Origin of the sequence: Streptomyces sp. NPDC059917 (assembly GCF_042730635.1) — a bacterium.
In the GTDB taxonomy this organism is placed as follows: Bacteria; Actinomycetota; Actinomycetes; order Streptomycetales; family Streptomycetaceae; genus Streptomyces.
The window spans coordinates 81,666-96,273 of sequence record NZ_JBHWLC010000015.1 but is presented as its reverse complement, the minus strand read 5'-3'; the positions used below and the strand labels follow the sequence as shown (position 1 = coordinate 96,273).

Here is a 14,608-nt window from a genome sequence, read left to right as displayed (position 1 = left end):
GCGCTGTCGTCGGACGGCCCGGCGGTGCCGGGCCATCTCCTGGGACACGGATTGTGCCGTGGCCGGTTCCCGGCCGTACACCCGTCTCACCCACTGGTTTCCGGCCGGTCGTTCCCGGCCGGGGCGGCGGGTCGGGCGGAGGCGGGGCGGCGGGGCGCGGTCAGGCCGCGGCCTCCCGCACCGCGATCATGTCGTGCAGCCGCTCGGCCGCCGCCCGCCCGAAGGCCGGGTCGTTGATGTGGGTGTCGTAGTCGTAGAGCCGGGTGGCGCTGCCCCGCAGCCCCTCGCGCAGGGCCGTGAACAGCGCCCGGTCCGCGACCGCGTCGTGGTACGGACCCCCCGGCGCCCCCAGGGTGGAGAGCCCGCGCAGCGGCAGGCACACGGCGGTCGGCCCGGTCGCCACCCGCAGTTTGGCCGCGACCCTGCGGCCCAGCTCGGTGCACTCGGCCTGGGTCGTGCGGATCACCGTGATCGACGGGTTGTGCACCCGCACCCGCCGGTAACGGGCGTGCTCGGGCAGGCTCTCCAGCGGCCCGAACTTGACCATGTCCAGCGCGCCCAGGCTCACCACCTGGGGGACCCCGGCCCGCCCGGCCGCGCTGAGCCGGTCCGGGCCGGCGGTCAGGATCCCGCCGCACAGGTCGTCGGCGAGTTCGCTGAGGGTGAGGTCGAGCACGCCCGCGAAGAGCCCCTGCCCGGCGAGGGTCTCCAGGGTGCGGCCGCCCGCGCCGCTGGTGTGGAAGACGAGGACCTCGTAGCCGAGTTCGGTCAGCCGCTCGCGGGCCGCGTCCACACCGGGCGTGGTCACCCCCGCCATGCTGGCGGCTATCAGCGGTCGTCCGCCCGCGCCGAGCCGGGTCGCCCGCGCCTCGTGGGAGGTCCGTGCGTAGGCCTTCGCCATCGCGGCGACGGCCTCGGCGGCGTTCGCCAGGACGGGAGCGGAGACGCTGTTGATCCCCGCGATGTCCACCACGCTGTACATCATCGTGATGTCCGACGATCCGACGTACGGGGCCACGTCTCCGGACGCCATGGAGGACACCATCAGTTTCGGCACCCCGAGGGGCAGGGCCCGCATCGCCCGGGTGGCGATGGAGGTGCCCCCGCTACCGCCTATCGCCAGCACGCCGTCGAGCCGCCCCTCGGCGTGCAGGCGCACGAGGGTCGCCTCGGCGCCCCTGGCCATCGTGGTCACGGCCGCGCCCCGGTCGGCGGCCGCGCGCAGTTCCGTCAGTTCCGTTCCCGCTGCCCGGGCCACCGCTTCTCGCGGGACATCGGCGGGCACCCGGGGATCGCCCATGATTCCTGTGTCGACCAGGACCACCTCGACGCCGGCGCGCGCGATCCGCTCGCGCAGCCAGCCGTACTCGACACCCTTGGTGTCCAGGGTTCCCACCAGCACGACGCTCGTCATGAGTTGTAATGTCCACGCAGTCGAGCCCGCTGGCAAGTCAAGGTCGAGTCAATCGTTCAATAGCATCAATAGCCGTTCCAGGAAAGGGACTTGGCCCACGACCATGCTGCTGCGCGCCAGCGGGGGAGCGAACCAGGCCACGCGGTCCAGCTCGGGAAAGTCCTGCACCCTCCCCGACCCCGGCGGCCACTCCATCGAGAAGGTCCCGGGCCGCATCAGCGCCGGGTCGAGGTCCGCTTCGACGGCCCAGACGGTGACCAGCTTCCCGTTCGACTGGCGGACCTCGCCCAGGGGGAGGTAGGCGCCCTCCGGCGGCGGCAGCCCGATCTCCTCGGTGAACTCCCGGCGGGCCGCGTCCCGCGGGGCCTCGTCCGCCAGGTACTCGCCCTTGGGGATCGACCAGGCACCGGCGTCGCGCCGCTCCCAGAACGGACCGCCCATGTGCCCGAGCAACACCTCGACCCCGGCCGCCGGGGCCGCGTCCACGGCGGGGCGGCGGAAGAGGAAGAGGCCCGCACTGCGCTTCTGCGTCATGGCCCATGCATGCCCGGTGCGGGCGCCGCTCAATGCTGGTGCGGGCCCTCGCGGTGCACCGGCCCGTGGGCGTCCGCGCAGTGCCCGTCCGCGTCCTGCGGCCGCTCGCCCGCCCGGCCGACCGACAGCAGGGCGTCCTGCACGTGGTCCACCTGCAAGGTGGTGTGGGTGATCCCGTAGTCCGCGCGCAGCATCTTCTCCAGGTCGCGGCGCACGGCGTGGCAGTCGCCCGCCGGTTCCACCAGGACGTGCGCCGAGAGCGCCGCCTGACCGGAGGTGATCGTCCAGATGTGCAGGTCGTGCACCTCGGTCACCGGACCGTGCGCCACCAGCCGGTCGCCGACCGCGTCCGGGTCCACATGGGCCGGAGCGGCCTCCAGCAGGATCCGTCCGGACTCGCGGATCAGTCCGTACCCCGCCTTGACCATCAGTACCACCACGATCAGCGTGGCGATCGCGTCCGCCTGGACGAAGCCGGTGGTGAGCACGATGAGACCGGCCACCGCCGTCCCGATGAAGGCGAACAGGTCGTTGAGGATGTGCTGGTAGGCGCCCTCGACGGCCAGCGAGGACCGGTTGGCCTTGGAGATGCACCACGCGCAGACCACGTTGACCACGATGCCCGCCAGCGCGGTGACCAGGACCAGCCCGCCCTGGACCGCGGGCGGATCGATCAGCCGGCGGACCGCCTCGTACGCCAGCCAGAGCGCCAGCAGCAACAGGGTGAGGCCGTTGGCCTGCGCGGAGAGGATCTCCGCACGCTTGAGCCCGTAGGTGAACCCGCCGCGCGCCGGCCGGGCGGCGAGCCGCATGGCTATGAGCGCCAGGACGATCGAGACGGCGTCGGTCAGCATGTGGGCGGCGTCGGAGATCAGGGCCAGCGACCGGGCCACGACACCGATGACGACCTCGACCGCCATGAACGCGCCGATCAGGCCGAGCGCGATCCCCAGCCAGCGGCGGTCGGCGTTCGCCACGACCCCGTGCGAGTGCCCACCGTGCCCGCCGTGGCCGTCGTGCCCGCCCCCCTCGGTCCCGCCCGGCGCGTGGTCGTGTGCGTGGTCGTGCGCACTCATCGCTGGTCCCCCGTCCCTTCGATCCCGTCGGCCCGCCCGGATCCGACAGCCGGTCCACTCGGATCCGACGGTCTGTTCGGATCCGACGCGTGAAGTGAAGCGCACCCGCGCGGGATCGGCAAAGGCTGCAACGGGGACCGTTGTCATTACCCATAAGAACGCTCTGACCTGCGGCGATGTCAGGCAGTGGCCGAACGGGCCCGATCGGCCGTCCCGTGGGAAAATCGCCTCATGGTCCAGCGCCACGGTGTGCCGACCGCCCCCGAACTGGTCATGGAGACCGACAGGGGGTCCACCGTGATGAGCCCCGGCCGGACCTACCACGTCGGCCGCGACCCCCAGTGCGAGATCTGCTTCGACGATGCCCGGGTCTCCTGGCACCACGCCGTCCTGCGTCCCGACGGCGACCACTGGACGGTCGAGGACGAGGGCAGTACGAACGGCACCTGGGCCGAGGGCCACCGGGTCCGGGCGTGGAGCGTCGGCCCCGGCAGCGAGCTGCGCTTCGGCCACTCCCTCAACGGCCCGCGGGCCGTCTTCGCCGCCCCCGGACGCCCCCCGCCCGCGCCGCCGGGCCGCCCCGCCGCGTCCCCGCGCCCCTCCTCCGTCACCAACCCGGCCTTCACCGGCACCTTCCGGCGGCCCACCTCGGTCCGCGCGCTCCCGGCCCGCGGCGCGGGCGTACCGCGCACCGCCCTGGCCATCGGCCGCGACCCCGACAACGACCTCGTCCTCGACGACCTCGTGGTCTCGCGGCGCCACGCCGAACTGCGCTCCCTGCCCGACGGCGGCTACGAGATCGCCGACCTCGGCAGCCACAACGGCACCTACCTCAACGGCTACCCCGTGGACCGGGCCGCCCGCCTCACCGAGGGCGACATCGTCGGCATCGGCCACCGCGCCTTCTGCCTCGTCTCCGGACAGCTCCAGGAGTACGTCGACACGGGCGAGGTGTCCCTGGAGGTCCAGGACCTCACCGTCGCCGTCGACCACGGCCGCAAGGTCCTCCTCGACCACGTCTCCTTCCCCGTCGGCGCCAAATGCCTGCTCGCCGTCGTCGGGCCCAGCGGCGCGGGCAAGTCCACCCTCCTCGGCGCCCTCACCGGGCTGCGCCCCGCCGACCACGGCACCGTCCTCTACGACGGCCGCGACCTCTACCGCGACTACGCCGAACTCCGCAGCCGCATCGGCCTCGTCCCGCAGGACGACATCCTGCACGCACAGCTCACCGTCCGCCGCGCCCTCGGCTACGCCGCCGAACTCCGCTTCCCGCAGGACACCGCGAAGGCGGAACGCGAGGCCCGGGTCGCCGAGGTGATCCGCGAACTCGGCCTCGACCAGCGGGCGGACCAGCCGATCCACAGCCTCTCCGGCGGCCAGCGCAAACGCGTCTCGGTGGCCCTGGAACTGCTCACCAAACCCTCCCTGCTCTTCCTCGACGAGCCGACCTCCGGCCTCGACCCCGGGATGGACCGCTCCGTGATGCACATGCTGCGCGGGCTCGCCGACGACGGACGCACCGTGATCGTCGTCACCCACAGCGTGCTCAGCCTCGACGTCTGCGACCGGCTGCTCGTCCTCGCCCCCGGTGGCCGGATCGCGTACTACGGCCCCCCGGACAAGACCCTCGACTTCTTCGGCTACGACCAGTGGCCCGAGGCCTTCGAAGCCTTCGAGAACGACCAGGGACGCGACTGGGCCGGTGAGTACCGGGCCTCGCCCTACCAGCGCCGCTACGCCACCAGCGCCGCCTCGCCCGTGCGCGCCCGCACCGACGGCGCCCCCTCCGCCTCCGCCGCGGGCCTGCGGGTGCCCCCGCCCAAGCCGCAGAGCTGGGGGGCGCAGCTCGGGACCCTGATCCGGCGGTACGCCGCCGCCCTCGGCGCCGACCGCACGTTCCTGGCCATCATGGTCGCGCTGCCCTTCGTCATGGGAGCCATGGCCCGCGCCCTGGCCGGCAGCGAGCTGACCCCGGAGACCGCCATCAACGCCCTGCTCATCCTGAATGTGGGCGGGGTGCTGACCGGCGCCGCCAACGCCGTGCGCGAACTCGTCAAGGAGCGCGTCATCTACCAGCGCGAACGCGCCGTGGGACTGTCCCGCTCCGCCTACCTGATGTCCAAGGTGGTGGTCCTGGGCGCGATCACCGTCGCCCAGGCCGTGGTCCTCACCCTCGTCGGCCTCTTCGGCGTGAAACACAACGCACCGGGCGGCAAGGGCGTCCTGCTGCCGCCGCTGATCGAGATCACCCTCGCCGTGGCGCTGCTGTCCTTCACCGCGATGATGCTCGGCCTGCTGGTCTCCGCCCTGGTCAAGAAGGAGGAGGTCACCATGCCCCTGCTGGTCCTCCTCGCCATCGTCCAGGTCGTCTTCTGCGGGGCCCTGCTCCAGCTGAACGGCGTGCCGGTGATCGAGCAACTGGCCTGGTTCGTGCCCTCGCGGTGGGCGCTCGGCGCCATGGCCGCCACGATCGACCTCGGCGCGCTCGTCCCCGGGAAGCTCACCGACGATCCGCTCTTCGCCCACTCCGCCCGGATCTGGCTGCTCGACCTCGGCATGCTGGTCGCCCTGTCCCTGCTGTTCGGGCTGCTGGTCAGCCGCCTGCTGCGGCGCCACGAGCCCGCGATCATGCGGAAGTAGGGGGAGCGGACCCGATGACGCTGCCGACGGGAGGCCCGGACGGGATCGCGGACTTCCGGCCCACGCATGTCGTCCCCCAGGAGGGGCTGCCCGCCTGGGAGGCCCCGGACCTCTCGCTGGCCACCACCCCGCTGGACCCGTTCCTGCCCGTACAACTGCTGTCCCGGCGCGGGGAGTGGGGGGAGGTCCTGTGCTCCAACGGATGGTCCGCCTGGGTGGACGGGCGGCTGCTCGTCGCGGTCCCGCAGCCGCCGCCCACCGCCGGGCGGCCGCTCAGCCGTACGGAGGACCCGCGCCCGCTGCTGGCGCGCTCGGTCGACGCGCTGGAGCGCTACCGGCGGGCCGTGGAGGACCTGGCCGCCGGGCGCGCGGACACCGAGGCGTTCCGGCGGGGGACCCGCGGGCTGCGCGCCGGGGTGGTCGTGGACGGCGAGTCCGTCTGGATCTACGACGAGAGCGACGGACGCTGGATGTACGGCGACGGCACCCGGCTGACGACGTACGCGGTCCCGGCCGCGCCGGGCGCCCGCCCGGGCGCCCGCCCGGGCGCGCGGACGGGCGCCGGCGGGGAGCGGGACGACGCGGCGGGGGCGGGCGCGCGGCAAGCGATGCCGGAGCCGGACGGACCCGGTGGCGGATCGGCGTCCCACGCGCCGACCAGGCTCGTGGGCCTCCCGGACGAGGAGCGGGAACCGGGCGCAGGCCCGGAGGCGCGATGACGGCCGGGGAGGCGCCCGGGGAGGCGTCCGGGGCCGACGGCGCCCCTGGTCCCGGATCCGGATCCGGATCCGACGCGGAGCCGGTCCGCGGGCGCCCCTCCGACCTGCGGGGCAAGCGCATCGCGGGCTACCAGGTCGAGAGCGAGCTCGGCCGCGGCGGCATGGCCGTGGTCTACCGCGCCCTCGACCTGCGCCTGGACCGCACGGTGGCGTTGAAGCTGCTGGCCCCCGAACTCGCGCGCAACGACACCTTCCGGCGCCGCTTCGCGCACGAGTCGAAGGTCGCGGCCGCCATCGACCACCCGCACATCGTGCCCGTCTTCGAGGCGGGCGAGACCGACGGGCTGCTGTACATCGCCATGCGCTACGTCGCCGGGCAGGACCTGCGGGCGATGCTGGACCGCACCGGCCCGCTCCCGGTGGAGGCCGTCGCCCGCATCGCGGCCCAGGTCGCCTCCGCCCTGGACGCCGCCCACGACCACGACCTGGTCCACCGCGACGTGAAGCCCGGCAACATCCTGGTCGCCGGGGGCACGGACAGCGAGCACCCCGAGCACGTCTACCTGACCGACTTCGGCCTGACGAAGAAGTCCCTGTCGCTGACCGGCTTCACCAGCGTCGGCCAGTTCGTCGGCACCCTCGACTACGTCGCCCCCGAGCAGATCTCCGGCAAACCGGTCGACGGCCGCTGCGACGTCTACAGCCTGGGCTGCGTGGTCCACGAGATGCTGACGGGCGGCCCGCCCTTCCAGCGCGACGACGACATGGCCCTGCTCTGGGCCCACCAATACGATCCCCCGCCCCCGCCCTCCTCCCTGCGCCCGGAACTCCCGCCCGCCGTGGACGACGTGCTCGCCCGCGCCCTGGCGAAGTCCCCGGAGGAGCGCTGGCCCAGCTGCCTGGCCTTCACCTCGGCGCTGCGCGGCGCGGGCGCCGGCAAGGCCGCCCCGCGCGTCCCGGTCCTGCCCCCGTCCCCCTCCGCCCCGGCTCCGCCCCCGCCGGGGTGGGCCCTGCCGGTCTTCCGGCGGCCGGCGGGCTGAGGAGCGCGGTCCCGGTCCCGGGGGGGGCAGGGGAGTCAGGAGGGCGGGCCCGCTTCGACCCGGCCGCGGCGCCGGACCGGGGTGGCGAGGAGGGCGCCGAGGAACCCGGCGACCGCACCGCACACCAGGGCGAGGGCGACCGTACGCCACAGGGCGGGGAGCAGCCGCACCTTCCCGCCGAGGCCGTCCACGTCACCGATGCCGAGCAGCGACAGGCCGAACCGGGCCTCGACCCCGGCCAGCAGACAGACCACGAGGGTGCCCACGGCCAGGGCGACGCCCAGGTGCAGGGCGTGCTGCCAGGGGCGGACCCGCGCGGGGGAGCGGGCCGCCATCACGAAGGCCGCGCCGAGCAGCAGCACCGCGGCGACGGCCACCAGCCACCAGGCCCTGGAGTCCTGCCGGGCCAGCGAGCCGACGTCCACGGTGGAGAGGTCGGGCGTGCGCAGCACCTCGTCCAGGACCTTGGGCATCGGCAGCCCGAAGGGGCCCTCGACGTGCCCCTGCCAGGCCCCGCCGAACCCCAGGGTGAGCGCGAGCCAGGCGAGGTTCGGCAGCCCGAGGAGGACCACGGCCAGGGTCTCCCGGCCGTGCCCGCGGGTGGCGGCGACCACCACGCCGACGACCACGCCCAGAGCGACGTACGCGAGGAGCAGCGCGACGACGGCGGACGCGGCCGGGCGCACGGCCCCGTGGAAGCGGACCAGCCGGTCCGGCAGCGGCGCGCGCCGCGACACCAGCAACGAGATCAGCAACAGGCCCAGGATCCACAGGAGTCCGAAGAGCAGGGTGGCGGGCAGGGCGCTCTCGAAGCCCACCGTCGGTGCGGAGTCGAGGAGTTCACCGATCTCCCCGATCGGTGAACTTCCGGTGGAGAGGCCGAAGGTGTGCCGGGCGTAGAGGGCGAAGGCCGTCAGGACGAGCAGCCAGAGCAGCACCAACGGGGCGGCCCGGGACAGGAGTTCGCGCGGTCGGGCGACCGCGTGGTGGCGCATCGGGCGCAGGAAGCAGAAGGCCGCGGTCAGCGCCCCGGCCAGGCTGACGGACAGCGGCATGACCGACAGCCCGCCCTGGGCCCCCGCGAGGAAACCGGCCCCGCCGGTCACGTCCACCGTGCCGCCCGCGGCCATCACGACCACGGCGGCCACCACGTGCGGGAAGGCCCCGCCGGGCAGCTCGTCCGCGCCCGCGCAGAGCAGGCCCGCCGTCGCGACGACGGTCATCGCGGCGAAGCCGGCCAGGACGGCGATCAGCGCGTCCGGCCACACCCGCTCGGAGCCCCGAGATGTACGGCTCACACGCAACGGTAGGCACCCTCCGCTTGCGGGCACCACCTGAACGGCGCACACAATGGTCGGCAGGAGTGCACGAAATCCACGGAATCCGGTGATTTCCGCAGGAGCAAGCCTTTCGCGACATGCGGAACATTCACCCGGGTACCGGAACTCCTCCGCCTGGGAAGAAGAGCCCGTGACAACGCAACCTTCCGGCCAGTTGCCGCCCGAGCGCCCCTCGGGACCTCCTTCGGGATCTCCCTCCGGGGCGCCGTCAGGTCCGCCCTCCGGCCCGCTCTCGGGCGGACGGCACGGCCCGCCGCCACCCCCGCCCGGCGCGCCCCCCGGGGAGGGCACGCCCGGATCGGCCGGGCCGCCGCCCCGGGGTCCCTGGTGGAAGTCCGTACCGCGGCTCGTCACCGCCCTCGTCGCGGTGGCCGCCGCGATCACGCTGACGGTCGTCCTCACCCGCCCCTCAGGCCCCTCGCACAACGAGGGGGAGGTCTTCCTGCAGACCACCTCCGCAGCGGGCCCCGACCCGTTCACGGAATCGACGGTCGCGCAGACCGCGGCGGAGGAGATCCAGCCGACGGCCACGGCCACCACACCGGTGCCGGGCAGGACGCCGACGGTCGCCCCGACGGGTCCCACCCAGGGAGCGACGGTCACCCGCAGCGTGAGCGGCTCGGCGCCGGGGCTGTACGGCGGCACGAAGGACATCGCCAGCTGTGACGTGGAGAAGCAGATCAAGGTGCTCTCCGCCGACCCGGTCAAGAACAGCGCCTTCGCCTCGGGCGTAGGCATCCAGCCGGTCGCGGTACCGGGCTTCCTGCGCTCGCTCACCCCCGTGCAACTGCGCGTGGACACCCGGGTCACCAACCACGGCTACCGGGACGGCAAGATCACCAGCTACCAGGCGGTACTCCAGGCGGGGACGGCCGTCCTCGTGGACGACCGCGGCGTGCCGCGGGTGCGCTGCGCCTGCGGCAACCCGCTCGGGCCGCCGGTGGCGCTGCAGGCCGATCCGAAGCGGTACGGGCAGCCGTGGTCCACGTACCACCCGGCGAACGTGGTGGTCATCGCCCCGTCGGTGACGGTCATCAACAAGTTCGTGATCTACGACCACCAGGACCGCCGCTGGTACGAGCGGGACCGCGGCGACAAGCCGAGGCACGACAAGCCGGTACCGCCGCCGGTGATCCCGACACCGACGTTCACGCTGCTGCCCACGCCGACGCCTACGCCGACGCCTACGCCGACCCTGACGGTGACGCCCACGCCGACGCCGACCCTCACGGTGACGCCTACGCCTACGCCTACGCCTACGCCGACTCCCACGGACTCGCGGTCGACCTCGTCCTCCGAGACCACCTCGCCGACGGTGTCGCCGTCCGACTCCGGCTCGTCGTCCCCGTCCACGTCCCGATCGTCATCGGAGTCACCCTCGGCAACGGAGTCGGAATCGGCAACGACGTCCGCGTCCGCGTCTCCGTCTCCGTCCCCGTCCCCGTCCGACTCGGTGTCGGTCTCGCCGTCGCGCGAGGAATCCGCGTCCCCGAGCGAGAGCCGCTCGCTCTCGCCGTCACCCTCGCCTTCCCGCACGCATTCGCCTTCGCCGTCCCATTCGGCGAAGCGTTCTACGGAGCCCCCGGCACCGGTGTCCCCGGCGGAACCAACCCCTCCGGCGCGGCCGACCCCTTCCGCGCCGGAGCCCGCACCGGTGGTGACCCCCTCGGCAGTTGAGCCGCCCCCCGTGGTGTCCGTACCGCCGGCCCCCACCCGCCCGTCCTTGCCGACGCCCCCGACCCTGCGCCCCGAGCCCTCCCCGCCGCCTCCGCCCCTCCCGACCCCGACCACTGGGAACGGCAACGGCAACGGCAACGGCAACGGCAACGGCGACAGCAACGGGAACAGCAATGGCAACGGAGGAGCCGGTTAGCGCCACATGACCGGACCGGCCTCCCCACCCGGGGAGGCCGGTGGGACGCAAAGGGTTTGTCACGGGGGTCCACGTCGACGAAGATCACCCTCGTGACGACCAGAAAGGGCCATGCCGTCTAGACGCCCCGGGTACCTCTCCACCTCACGCGCACCGCCGACCGCCGCTCACCGCAGCGCCCGAACGACGTGACCGCCGACCCAGGAGAGCCCGCCCGTGCAGAAGACCGCCCTCGTTCCCTACGCCCACCTCCCCCGAACGCACCACGACCGCCATGTCCTGACCAGTACCGTCGACGTCTTCGGCGCCGCCCACTGGCTGCTTGCCGACCGTGCTCCTCAGCCCGGCGGCGATGCCCTGCCCTACGACGCGCTGGTCGTCTCCGTGCATCCGGGCGGCGACGTCGAACTCACCGAGCTGAGCGCCGTGCGGGCCCGCGGGCCGCGCCTGGACCGTCTGCCCGACGGCGGGTTCGTCGTCGCCGCGGCCCGCGCCCACCAGTACGAGGACGGGGACCAGGTCCAGGTCTTCGACGTGCTCGGCCGCGAGACCTCGTCCTTCTCCGTCGGGGACGCCATCGAGCACCTCCTCGTGGACGAGGCCGGCCACATCTGGGTCGGGCACTTCGACGAGAACCCGGCCGGAATCCGCCGCTGGAGCCCCACGGGCCACCTCTACTGGACGTCGGACGGCGCGGGCATCCCCGGCCTCTTCGACTGCTACGCCCTCAACGTGTCGGGCACCACCGCCTGGGCGTGCCCGTACACGGACTTCCCGCTCGTCGAGATGCGCCCCGACCGGCCCGTGAAGGTGTGGGCGAACCGGGTGCGAGGCGCCAAGGCGGTCGCCGTCCACGGCGGGCGGGTCGCCTTCTACGGCGGCTACCGCGAGGAACAGGACCGGCTCGCCCACGGAGAGCTCACCGAAACGTCCGTCGAGCCGACGGAATCCGGCCTGCTCACCCTGCCCGACGGATCCCGCCCGGGCCGCCGCCGGGTCGTCGGCCGAGGAAGCCGGATCTACGTTCAGGCCCAGCCGTTCACCACATGGGGCGTGTTCGACCTGCGCAACTGAACATCCAGCACAGGAGCAGCCGAGGACCAGCGCGCCGCCCACTTTCGTCCACCGGATCACCAAGTACGACCCTGCGGACGTCCCTCGCCGCCCTTCGACCCCACGCTTCAGAGCGGGCGGCACTTCGGCCAACTCCGAGACGATCAAGCCGATCTCCCGCCCGGCTTCGGGGTACTCGCTCCAGCCCGGCATTGCGGCTCAAGGTGAACGACTGGGGCCTCCTGCGAAGGGACAGCGGTACGGCTCGCGGGGTCCGACCGGTGTCGTGGGAACCCTGGAAATGGAGGTGCTGTCCCCTGGCCTGGGCAGGCAGGATCTCCCCATGTCGACAGAAGTCAGCGGAATCATCGAGTGCCGGCCGGGGGTTCGGCTGTGGGGCCCTGATGACGAGGACTCCGTATGGGAGGCCGGCATCGATCTCCTCCTTCTGAACATGGGTAACGCTTACGAAGGCCTGGCCTGTCTCTTCGGAATCCGGAACTACTTCGGTTTCCGGCCCCTCTCGGAGGATCGCGGCTTTCCGGATGACGCCTCGGAGGGCCTGCGACGTGAGTTCGCCGACTGCGGCGGCCCCCGCTATGTGCACGGGACGACCTGGCTGACCTGGTCCGAGCTGGAGAGCACGGACTGGCAGGCGACCGACGACTCGGGCACGCGGACCCGCGCCTCAGTCGCGGGGATCGACACCCGGTGGGGCCCGGTCTGGAAGGTCATGCGCATCCTCAGCGACATCCACGGCGCCGAGAACGTACGCCTCGTCGTGTGGTTCCACTGACGCGCGCCCGAGCCGGGAAACCCAGGAGCCTGAGTGTGGCTGGGGGGCTCGGGCGTCGTCGAGGGCCGAAAAGGCGTAACTCATGGGTGAGGCATTGCGCTACGGGTGCTGTGTCGTGCGACCAGATCTGCGGATCGGTGTGCCGAGAAGCTCGTCGAGCTGTGGTGCCACGACATCGAGGAGCGACTGACCGAACAGGCACAGCGAGTCCTCCCACGGATGCCCGAAGCTTCCGGTCCGGAAGTCCTCCGTGAGATAGGCGTAGTAGTCGCCATCGGGGTACGGGCTCAGGGGCCACCCTTCCTGTCCGGGGCCTCCGGTCAGGTGAGGTGAGAATCGGAACGCGGCGTGTTGCCAGTCCAGTGCGAACAGCGTGTCCTGCGGCGGAACGCAGGCCGTGAGTCCTCGCTTTATCAGCGCGACCAGTCGGTCGAGCCGCTCGTAGTCCGGATCGTCCTCCAGCGACGCCAAGTTCCAGGTGGCCGAGGCGACGGGTTCCTTGATGGCCGGCCACGTCGTCGGGTTCATGCTGGGCCGAAACGCGAACTCCGCGTAGAAGCGGTCCCACACTCGGCGGTACTCGGCTTCGGGGAGTTGGACCACGGGCTCGTTCTTCACCCGCAGAGCCTACCGATCACGAGCGGCTGCCGGCGCCTCCCGCCCGGGAGTTCAGCGCATGCCCGCGTCGCGGAGGGCGAGGGTGGTCTTCGCGGCCGTGGCCAGGTCCGGTTCCCGTAGCGCCACTCCGGCGAAGGTGTAGGCGTCGCTCCAGGCGCAGACCGACTGCTCGCCGTCCGGGCCCGTGATGTGCCCGCAGCCGATTGCGCCGCGGTGTTTTCCCGGGGCGAAGCGGGCGACGTCCCGTGCCTTCGCCCCGGCGAAGTAGCTGTGGAACTCCGTCTCGATGGACGGGCGGGCCTCGTGCAGGGAGGGATCCGAGTCCGCGGTGCGGATGAGGAGGCGGAGGTCGGCCTGGTCGTCCTGGTTCCTGCTGTAGTAGGCGGACCGCGCGCGGGGGGACGCCGTGCCGCCGCCCGCCTCGGCGCGTGCGGCGGCCTCGCCGGTCAGAAGCCGGTAGTCCTCGAAGGCGTCCGGGGGAACGAAAGCGGTGAAGGGCGCGGAGCCCGCGCTGTCGGCGGGAGCTTCGGCCGCCCGGGCATCGGCGGCGCGCGGCGCCGGATCGTGGGCGAGTACGGCGCTCACCGTCGCGGCGGCCGCTATCGCCACGGTCGCGCCGATGATCAGCAGGCGCCGCTGCTTGCGCGTGCGCGCGGCCCGCGCGGGGTGGACTCCGGCCGGGACCGGCCCCGTGCGCCAGGAGCGGGTGAGCCACCAGAGCAGCACGAGGGGCACCAGGGCGACGGCGAGGACACCGCAGACCCGGCCGGCCGCGTAGGCCGCCGAGGTCGTGTCCACGAAGGCGATGATCATGCCTGGCATCGTACGTGTGATCGAAATCTGCGCCACGGTGTTTGTCCGGGGCCCGTGGACACCCGTGACCGTGTGCCGGAAGCGGCGTCCGTCCCGTCCGTCCCGTCGACGCGTGTCCGTCGACGCGTGTCCGTCGACGCGTGTCCGTCGACGGTTGTCCGTCGACGACGTCGCCTGTCGCAACCCGCTTCGGTGAACGTGCGCCCCCGTGAGGGTGAGTCGGCCGGGCTGGGCTCGCTGTGGATCGGAGGGTTCCGCTAGAACGCTCGGCATGATGATCAATAGCCTGACGCGCGGCTGCGCCGTGCTCGCCCTCGTCGCCCTGCCCCTGTTCTCCCCGACCTCCGCGGTCGCCGCGGTGGCCCCCTGTCCCGGTGGGTCGGTCTGCTTCTACACCGATGCGGACTTCGGCGGGCAGAGCTGGCAGTGGTCGCCGCGCAGCGGGTACCGGGACATGCCGCCGCAGCTGCACGACCACGTGGGCTCCTTCGTGGCCAATGTGGACGCGTGCTTCATCGACTGGCAGCCGAAGGCGACCCGCCAGGTCCGCGACGGCGACTGGCGGCGCAGCTACCGGGGCGACTTCGGCGGCCGCATCGACGCCGTGCAGTCGACCTGCTGACCGTCGACCGCTGACCGGCGGCCGCGAGCGGTGAGGGGCGGTCGCGCAGGGTGACGACGTGGCGGGGCGT

General features: G+C 73.0%; 13 protein-coding genes. 7 read left to right on the top strand and 6 right to left on the bottom strand.

What is annotated here, in order from left to right:
* Positions 1-160: 160 nt before the first annotated feature.
* Genes ACFWAR_RS11650 through ACFWAR_RS11640 form a run of 3 tightly spaced genes read right to left on the bottom strand, consistent with a single transcriptional unit; the run spans position 161 to position 3,024 of the window.
* Positions 161-1,414 (bottom strand): Tm-1-like ATP-binding domain-containing protein, encoded by a 1,254-nt coding sequence (locus ACFWAR_RS11650; protein WP_385775692.1) that lies wholly within the window; start codon positions 1,412-1,414, stop codon positions 161-163.
* Between the two features lie 48 nt (positions 1,415-1,462).
* Positions 1,463-1,948 carry an NUDIX domain-containing protein gene (locus ACFWAR_RS11645; protein ID WP_385775689.1) on the bottom strand — a complete coding sequence of 162 codons (486 nt, stop codon included), beginning with the start codon at positions 1,946-1,948 and terminating at the stop codon, positions 1,463-1,465.
* 29 nt (positions 1,949-1,977) lie between these two features.
* On the bottom strand, positions 1,978-3,024 hold the full coding sequence (locus tag ACFWAR_RS11640; RefSeq protein WP_385775687.1) for a cation diffusion facilitator family transporter: 1,047 nt from the start codon (positions 3,022-3,024) through the stop codon (positions 1,978-1,980).
* A gap of 231 nt (positions 3,025-3,255) precedes the next feature.
* On the opposite strand from ACFWAR_RS11640, the gene ACFWAR_RS11635 reads away from it, so the two are divergent.
* Genes ACFWAR_RS11635 through ACFWAR_RS11625 form a run of 3 tightly spaced genes read left to right on the top strand, consistent with a single transcriptional unit; the run spans position 3,256 to position 7,423 of the window.
* Positions 3,256-5,664, top strand: coding sequence for an FHA domain-containing protein (locus tag ACFWAR_RS11635; RefSeq protein WP_385775685.1), 2,409 nt, complete (start codon positions 3,256-3,258; stop codon positions 5,662-5,664).
* A 14-nt stretch (positions 5,665-5,678) separates the two neighbouring features.
* Entirely contained in the window at positions 5,679-6,383 is a 705-nt protein-coding gene (locus ACFWAR_RS11630) for a hypothetical protein (RefSeq protein ID WP_385775682.1), read from the top strand.
* Positions 6,380-7,423, top strand: coding sequence for a serine/threonine-protein kinase (locus ACFWAR_RS11625; RefSeq protein ID WP_385775679.1), 1,044 nt, complete (start codon positions 6,380-6,382; stop codon positions 7,421-7,423). Before ACFWAR_RS11630 ends, ACFWAR_RS11625 begins: the two co-directional genes overlap by 4 nt.
* 35 nt (positions 7,424-7,458) lie before the next feature.
* On the opposite strand, the gene ACFWAR_RS11620 is transcribed toward ACFWAR_RS11625, so the two are convergent.
* On the bottom strand, positions 7,459-8,721 hold the full coding sequence (locus tag ACFWAR_RS11620; RefSeq protein WP_385775677.1) for a streptophobe family protein: 1,263 nt from the start codon (positions 8,719-8,721) through the stop codon (positions 7,459-7,461).
* Positions 8,722-8,893: 172 nt separating this feature from the next.
* Between ACFWAR_RS11620 and ACFWAR_RS11615 the strand changes: the two genes are divergently transcribed.
* From ACFWAR_RS11615 to ACFWAR_RS11605, 3 genes are all read left to right on the top strand, one after another.
* On the top strand, positions 8,894-10,636 hold the full coding sequence (locus tag ACFWAR_RS11615) for a DUF6777 domain-containing protein (protein ID WP_385775675.1): 1,743 nt from the start codon (positions 8,894-8,896) through the stop codon (positions 10,634-10,636).
* A 216-nt stretch (positions 10,637-10,852) separates the two neighbouring features.
* Positions 10,853-11,710, top strand: coding sequence for a hypothetical protein (locus tag ACFWAR_RS11610; protein WP_385775673.1), 858 nt, complete (start codon positions 10,853-10,855; stop codon positions 11,708-11,710).
* A 322-nt stretch (positions 11,711-12,032) separates the two neighbouring features.
* Complete coding sequence (locus ACFWAR_RS11605; RefSeq protein ID WP_385775671.1) at positions 12,033-12,485, top strand: hypothetical protein; 453 nt, start codon at positions 12,033-12,035, stop codon at positions 12,483-12,485.
* A gap of 99 nt (positions 12,486-12,584) precedes the next feature.
* Here the strand turns inward: ACFWAR_RS11605 and ACFWAR_RS11600 are convergent, their stop codons facing one another.
* Complete coding sequence (locus tag ACFWAR_RS11600; protein WP_385775669.1) at positions 12,585-13,103, bottom strand: DUF2716 domain-containing protein; 519 nt, start codon at positions 13,101-13,103, stop codon at positions 12,585-12,587.
* 51 nt (positions 13,104-13,154) lie between these two features.
* Positions 13,155-13,916, bottom strand: coding sequence for a hypothetical protein (locus tag ACFWAR_RS11595; RefSeq protein WP_385775666.1), 762 nt, complete (start codon positions 13,914-13,916; stop codon positions 13,155-13,157).
* Positions 13,917-14,187: 271 nt separating this feature from the next.
* Here ACFWAR_RS11595 and ACFWAR_RS11590 point away from each other — a divergent pair, with 271 nt between their 5' ends.
* Positions 14,188-14,538: a peptidase inhibitor family I36 protein gene (locus ACFWAR_RS11590; protein WP_385775664.1), complete on the top strand. Its 351-nt coding sequence runs from the start codon at positions 14,188-14,190 to the stop codon at positions 14,536-14,538.
* Positions 14,539-14,608: the final 70 nt, after the last annotated feature.

Coding starts and splice junctions, on each gene's coding strand:
- ACFWAR_RS11595 (WP_385775666.1), bottom strand. CDS start 13,916: ATGATCATCGCCTTCGTGGACACGACCTCGGCGGCCTACGCGGCCGGC.
- ACFWAR_RS11605 (WP_385775671.1), top strand. CDS start 12,033: ATGTCGACAGAAGTCAGCGGAATCATCGAGTGCCGGCCGGGGGTTCGG.
- ACFWAR_RS11625 (WP_385775679.1), top strand. CDS start 6,380: ATGACGGCCGGGGAGGCGCCCGGGGAGGCGTCCGGGGCCGACGGCGCC.
- ACFWAR_RS11590 (WP_385775664.1), top strand. CDS start 14,188: ATGATGATCAATAGCCTGACGCGCGGCTGCGCCGTGCTCGCCCTCGTC.
- ACFWAR_RS11645 (WP_385775689.1), bottom strand. CDS start 1,948: ATGACGCAGAAGCGCAGTGCGGGCCTCTTCCTCTTCCGCCGCCCCGCC.
- ACFWAR_RS11640 (WP_385775687.1), bottom strand. CDS start 3,024: ATGAGTGCGCACGACCACGCACACGACCACGCGCCGGGCGGGACCGAG.
- ACFWAR_RS11650 (WP_385775692.1), bottom strand. CDS start 1,414: ATGACGAGCGTCGTGCTGGTGGGAACCCTGGACACCAAGGGTGTCGAG.
- ACFWAR_RS11630 (WP_385775682.1), top strand. CDS start 5,679: ATGACGCTGCCGACGGGAGGCCCGGACGGGATCGCGGACTTCCGGCCC.
- ACFWAR_RS11635 (WP_385775685.1), top strand. CDS start 3,256: ATGGTCCAGCGCCACGGTGTGCCGACCGCCCCCGAACTGGTCATGGAG.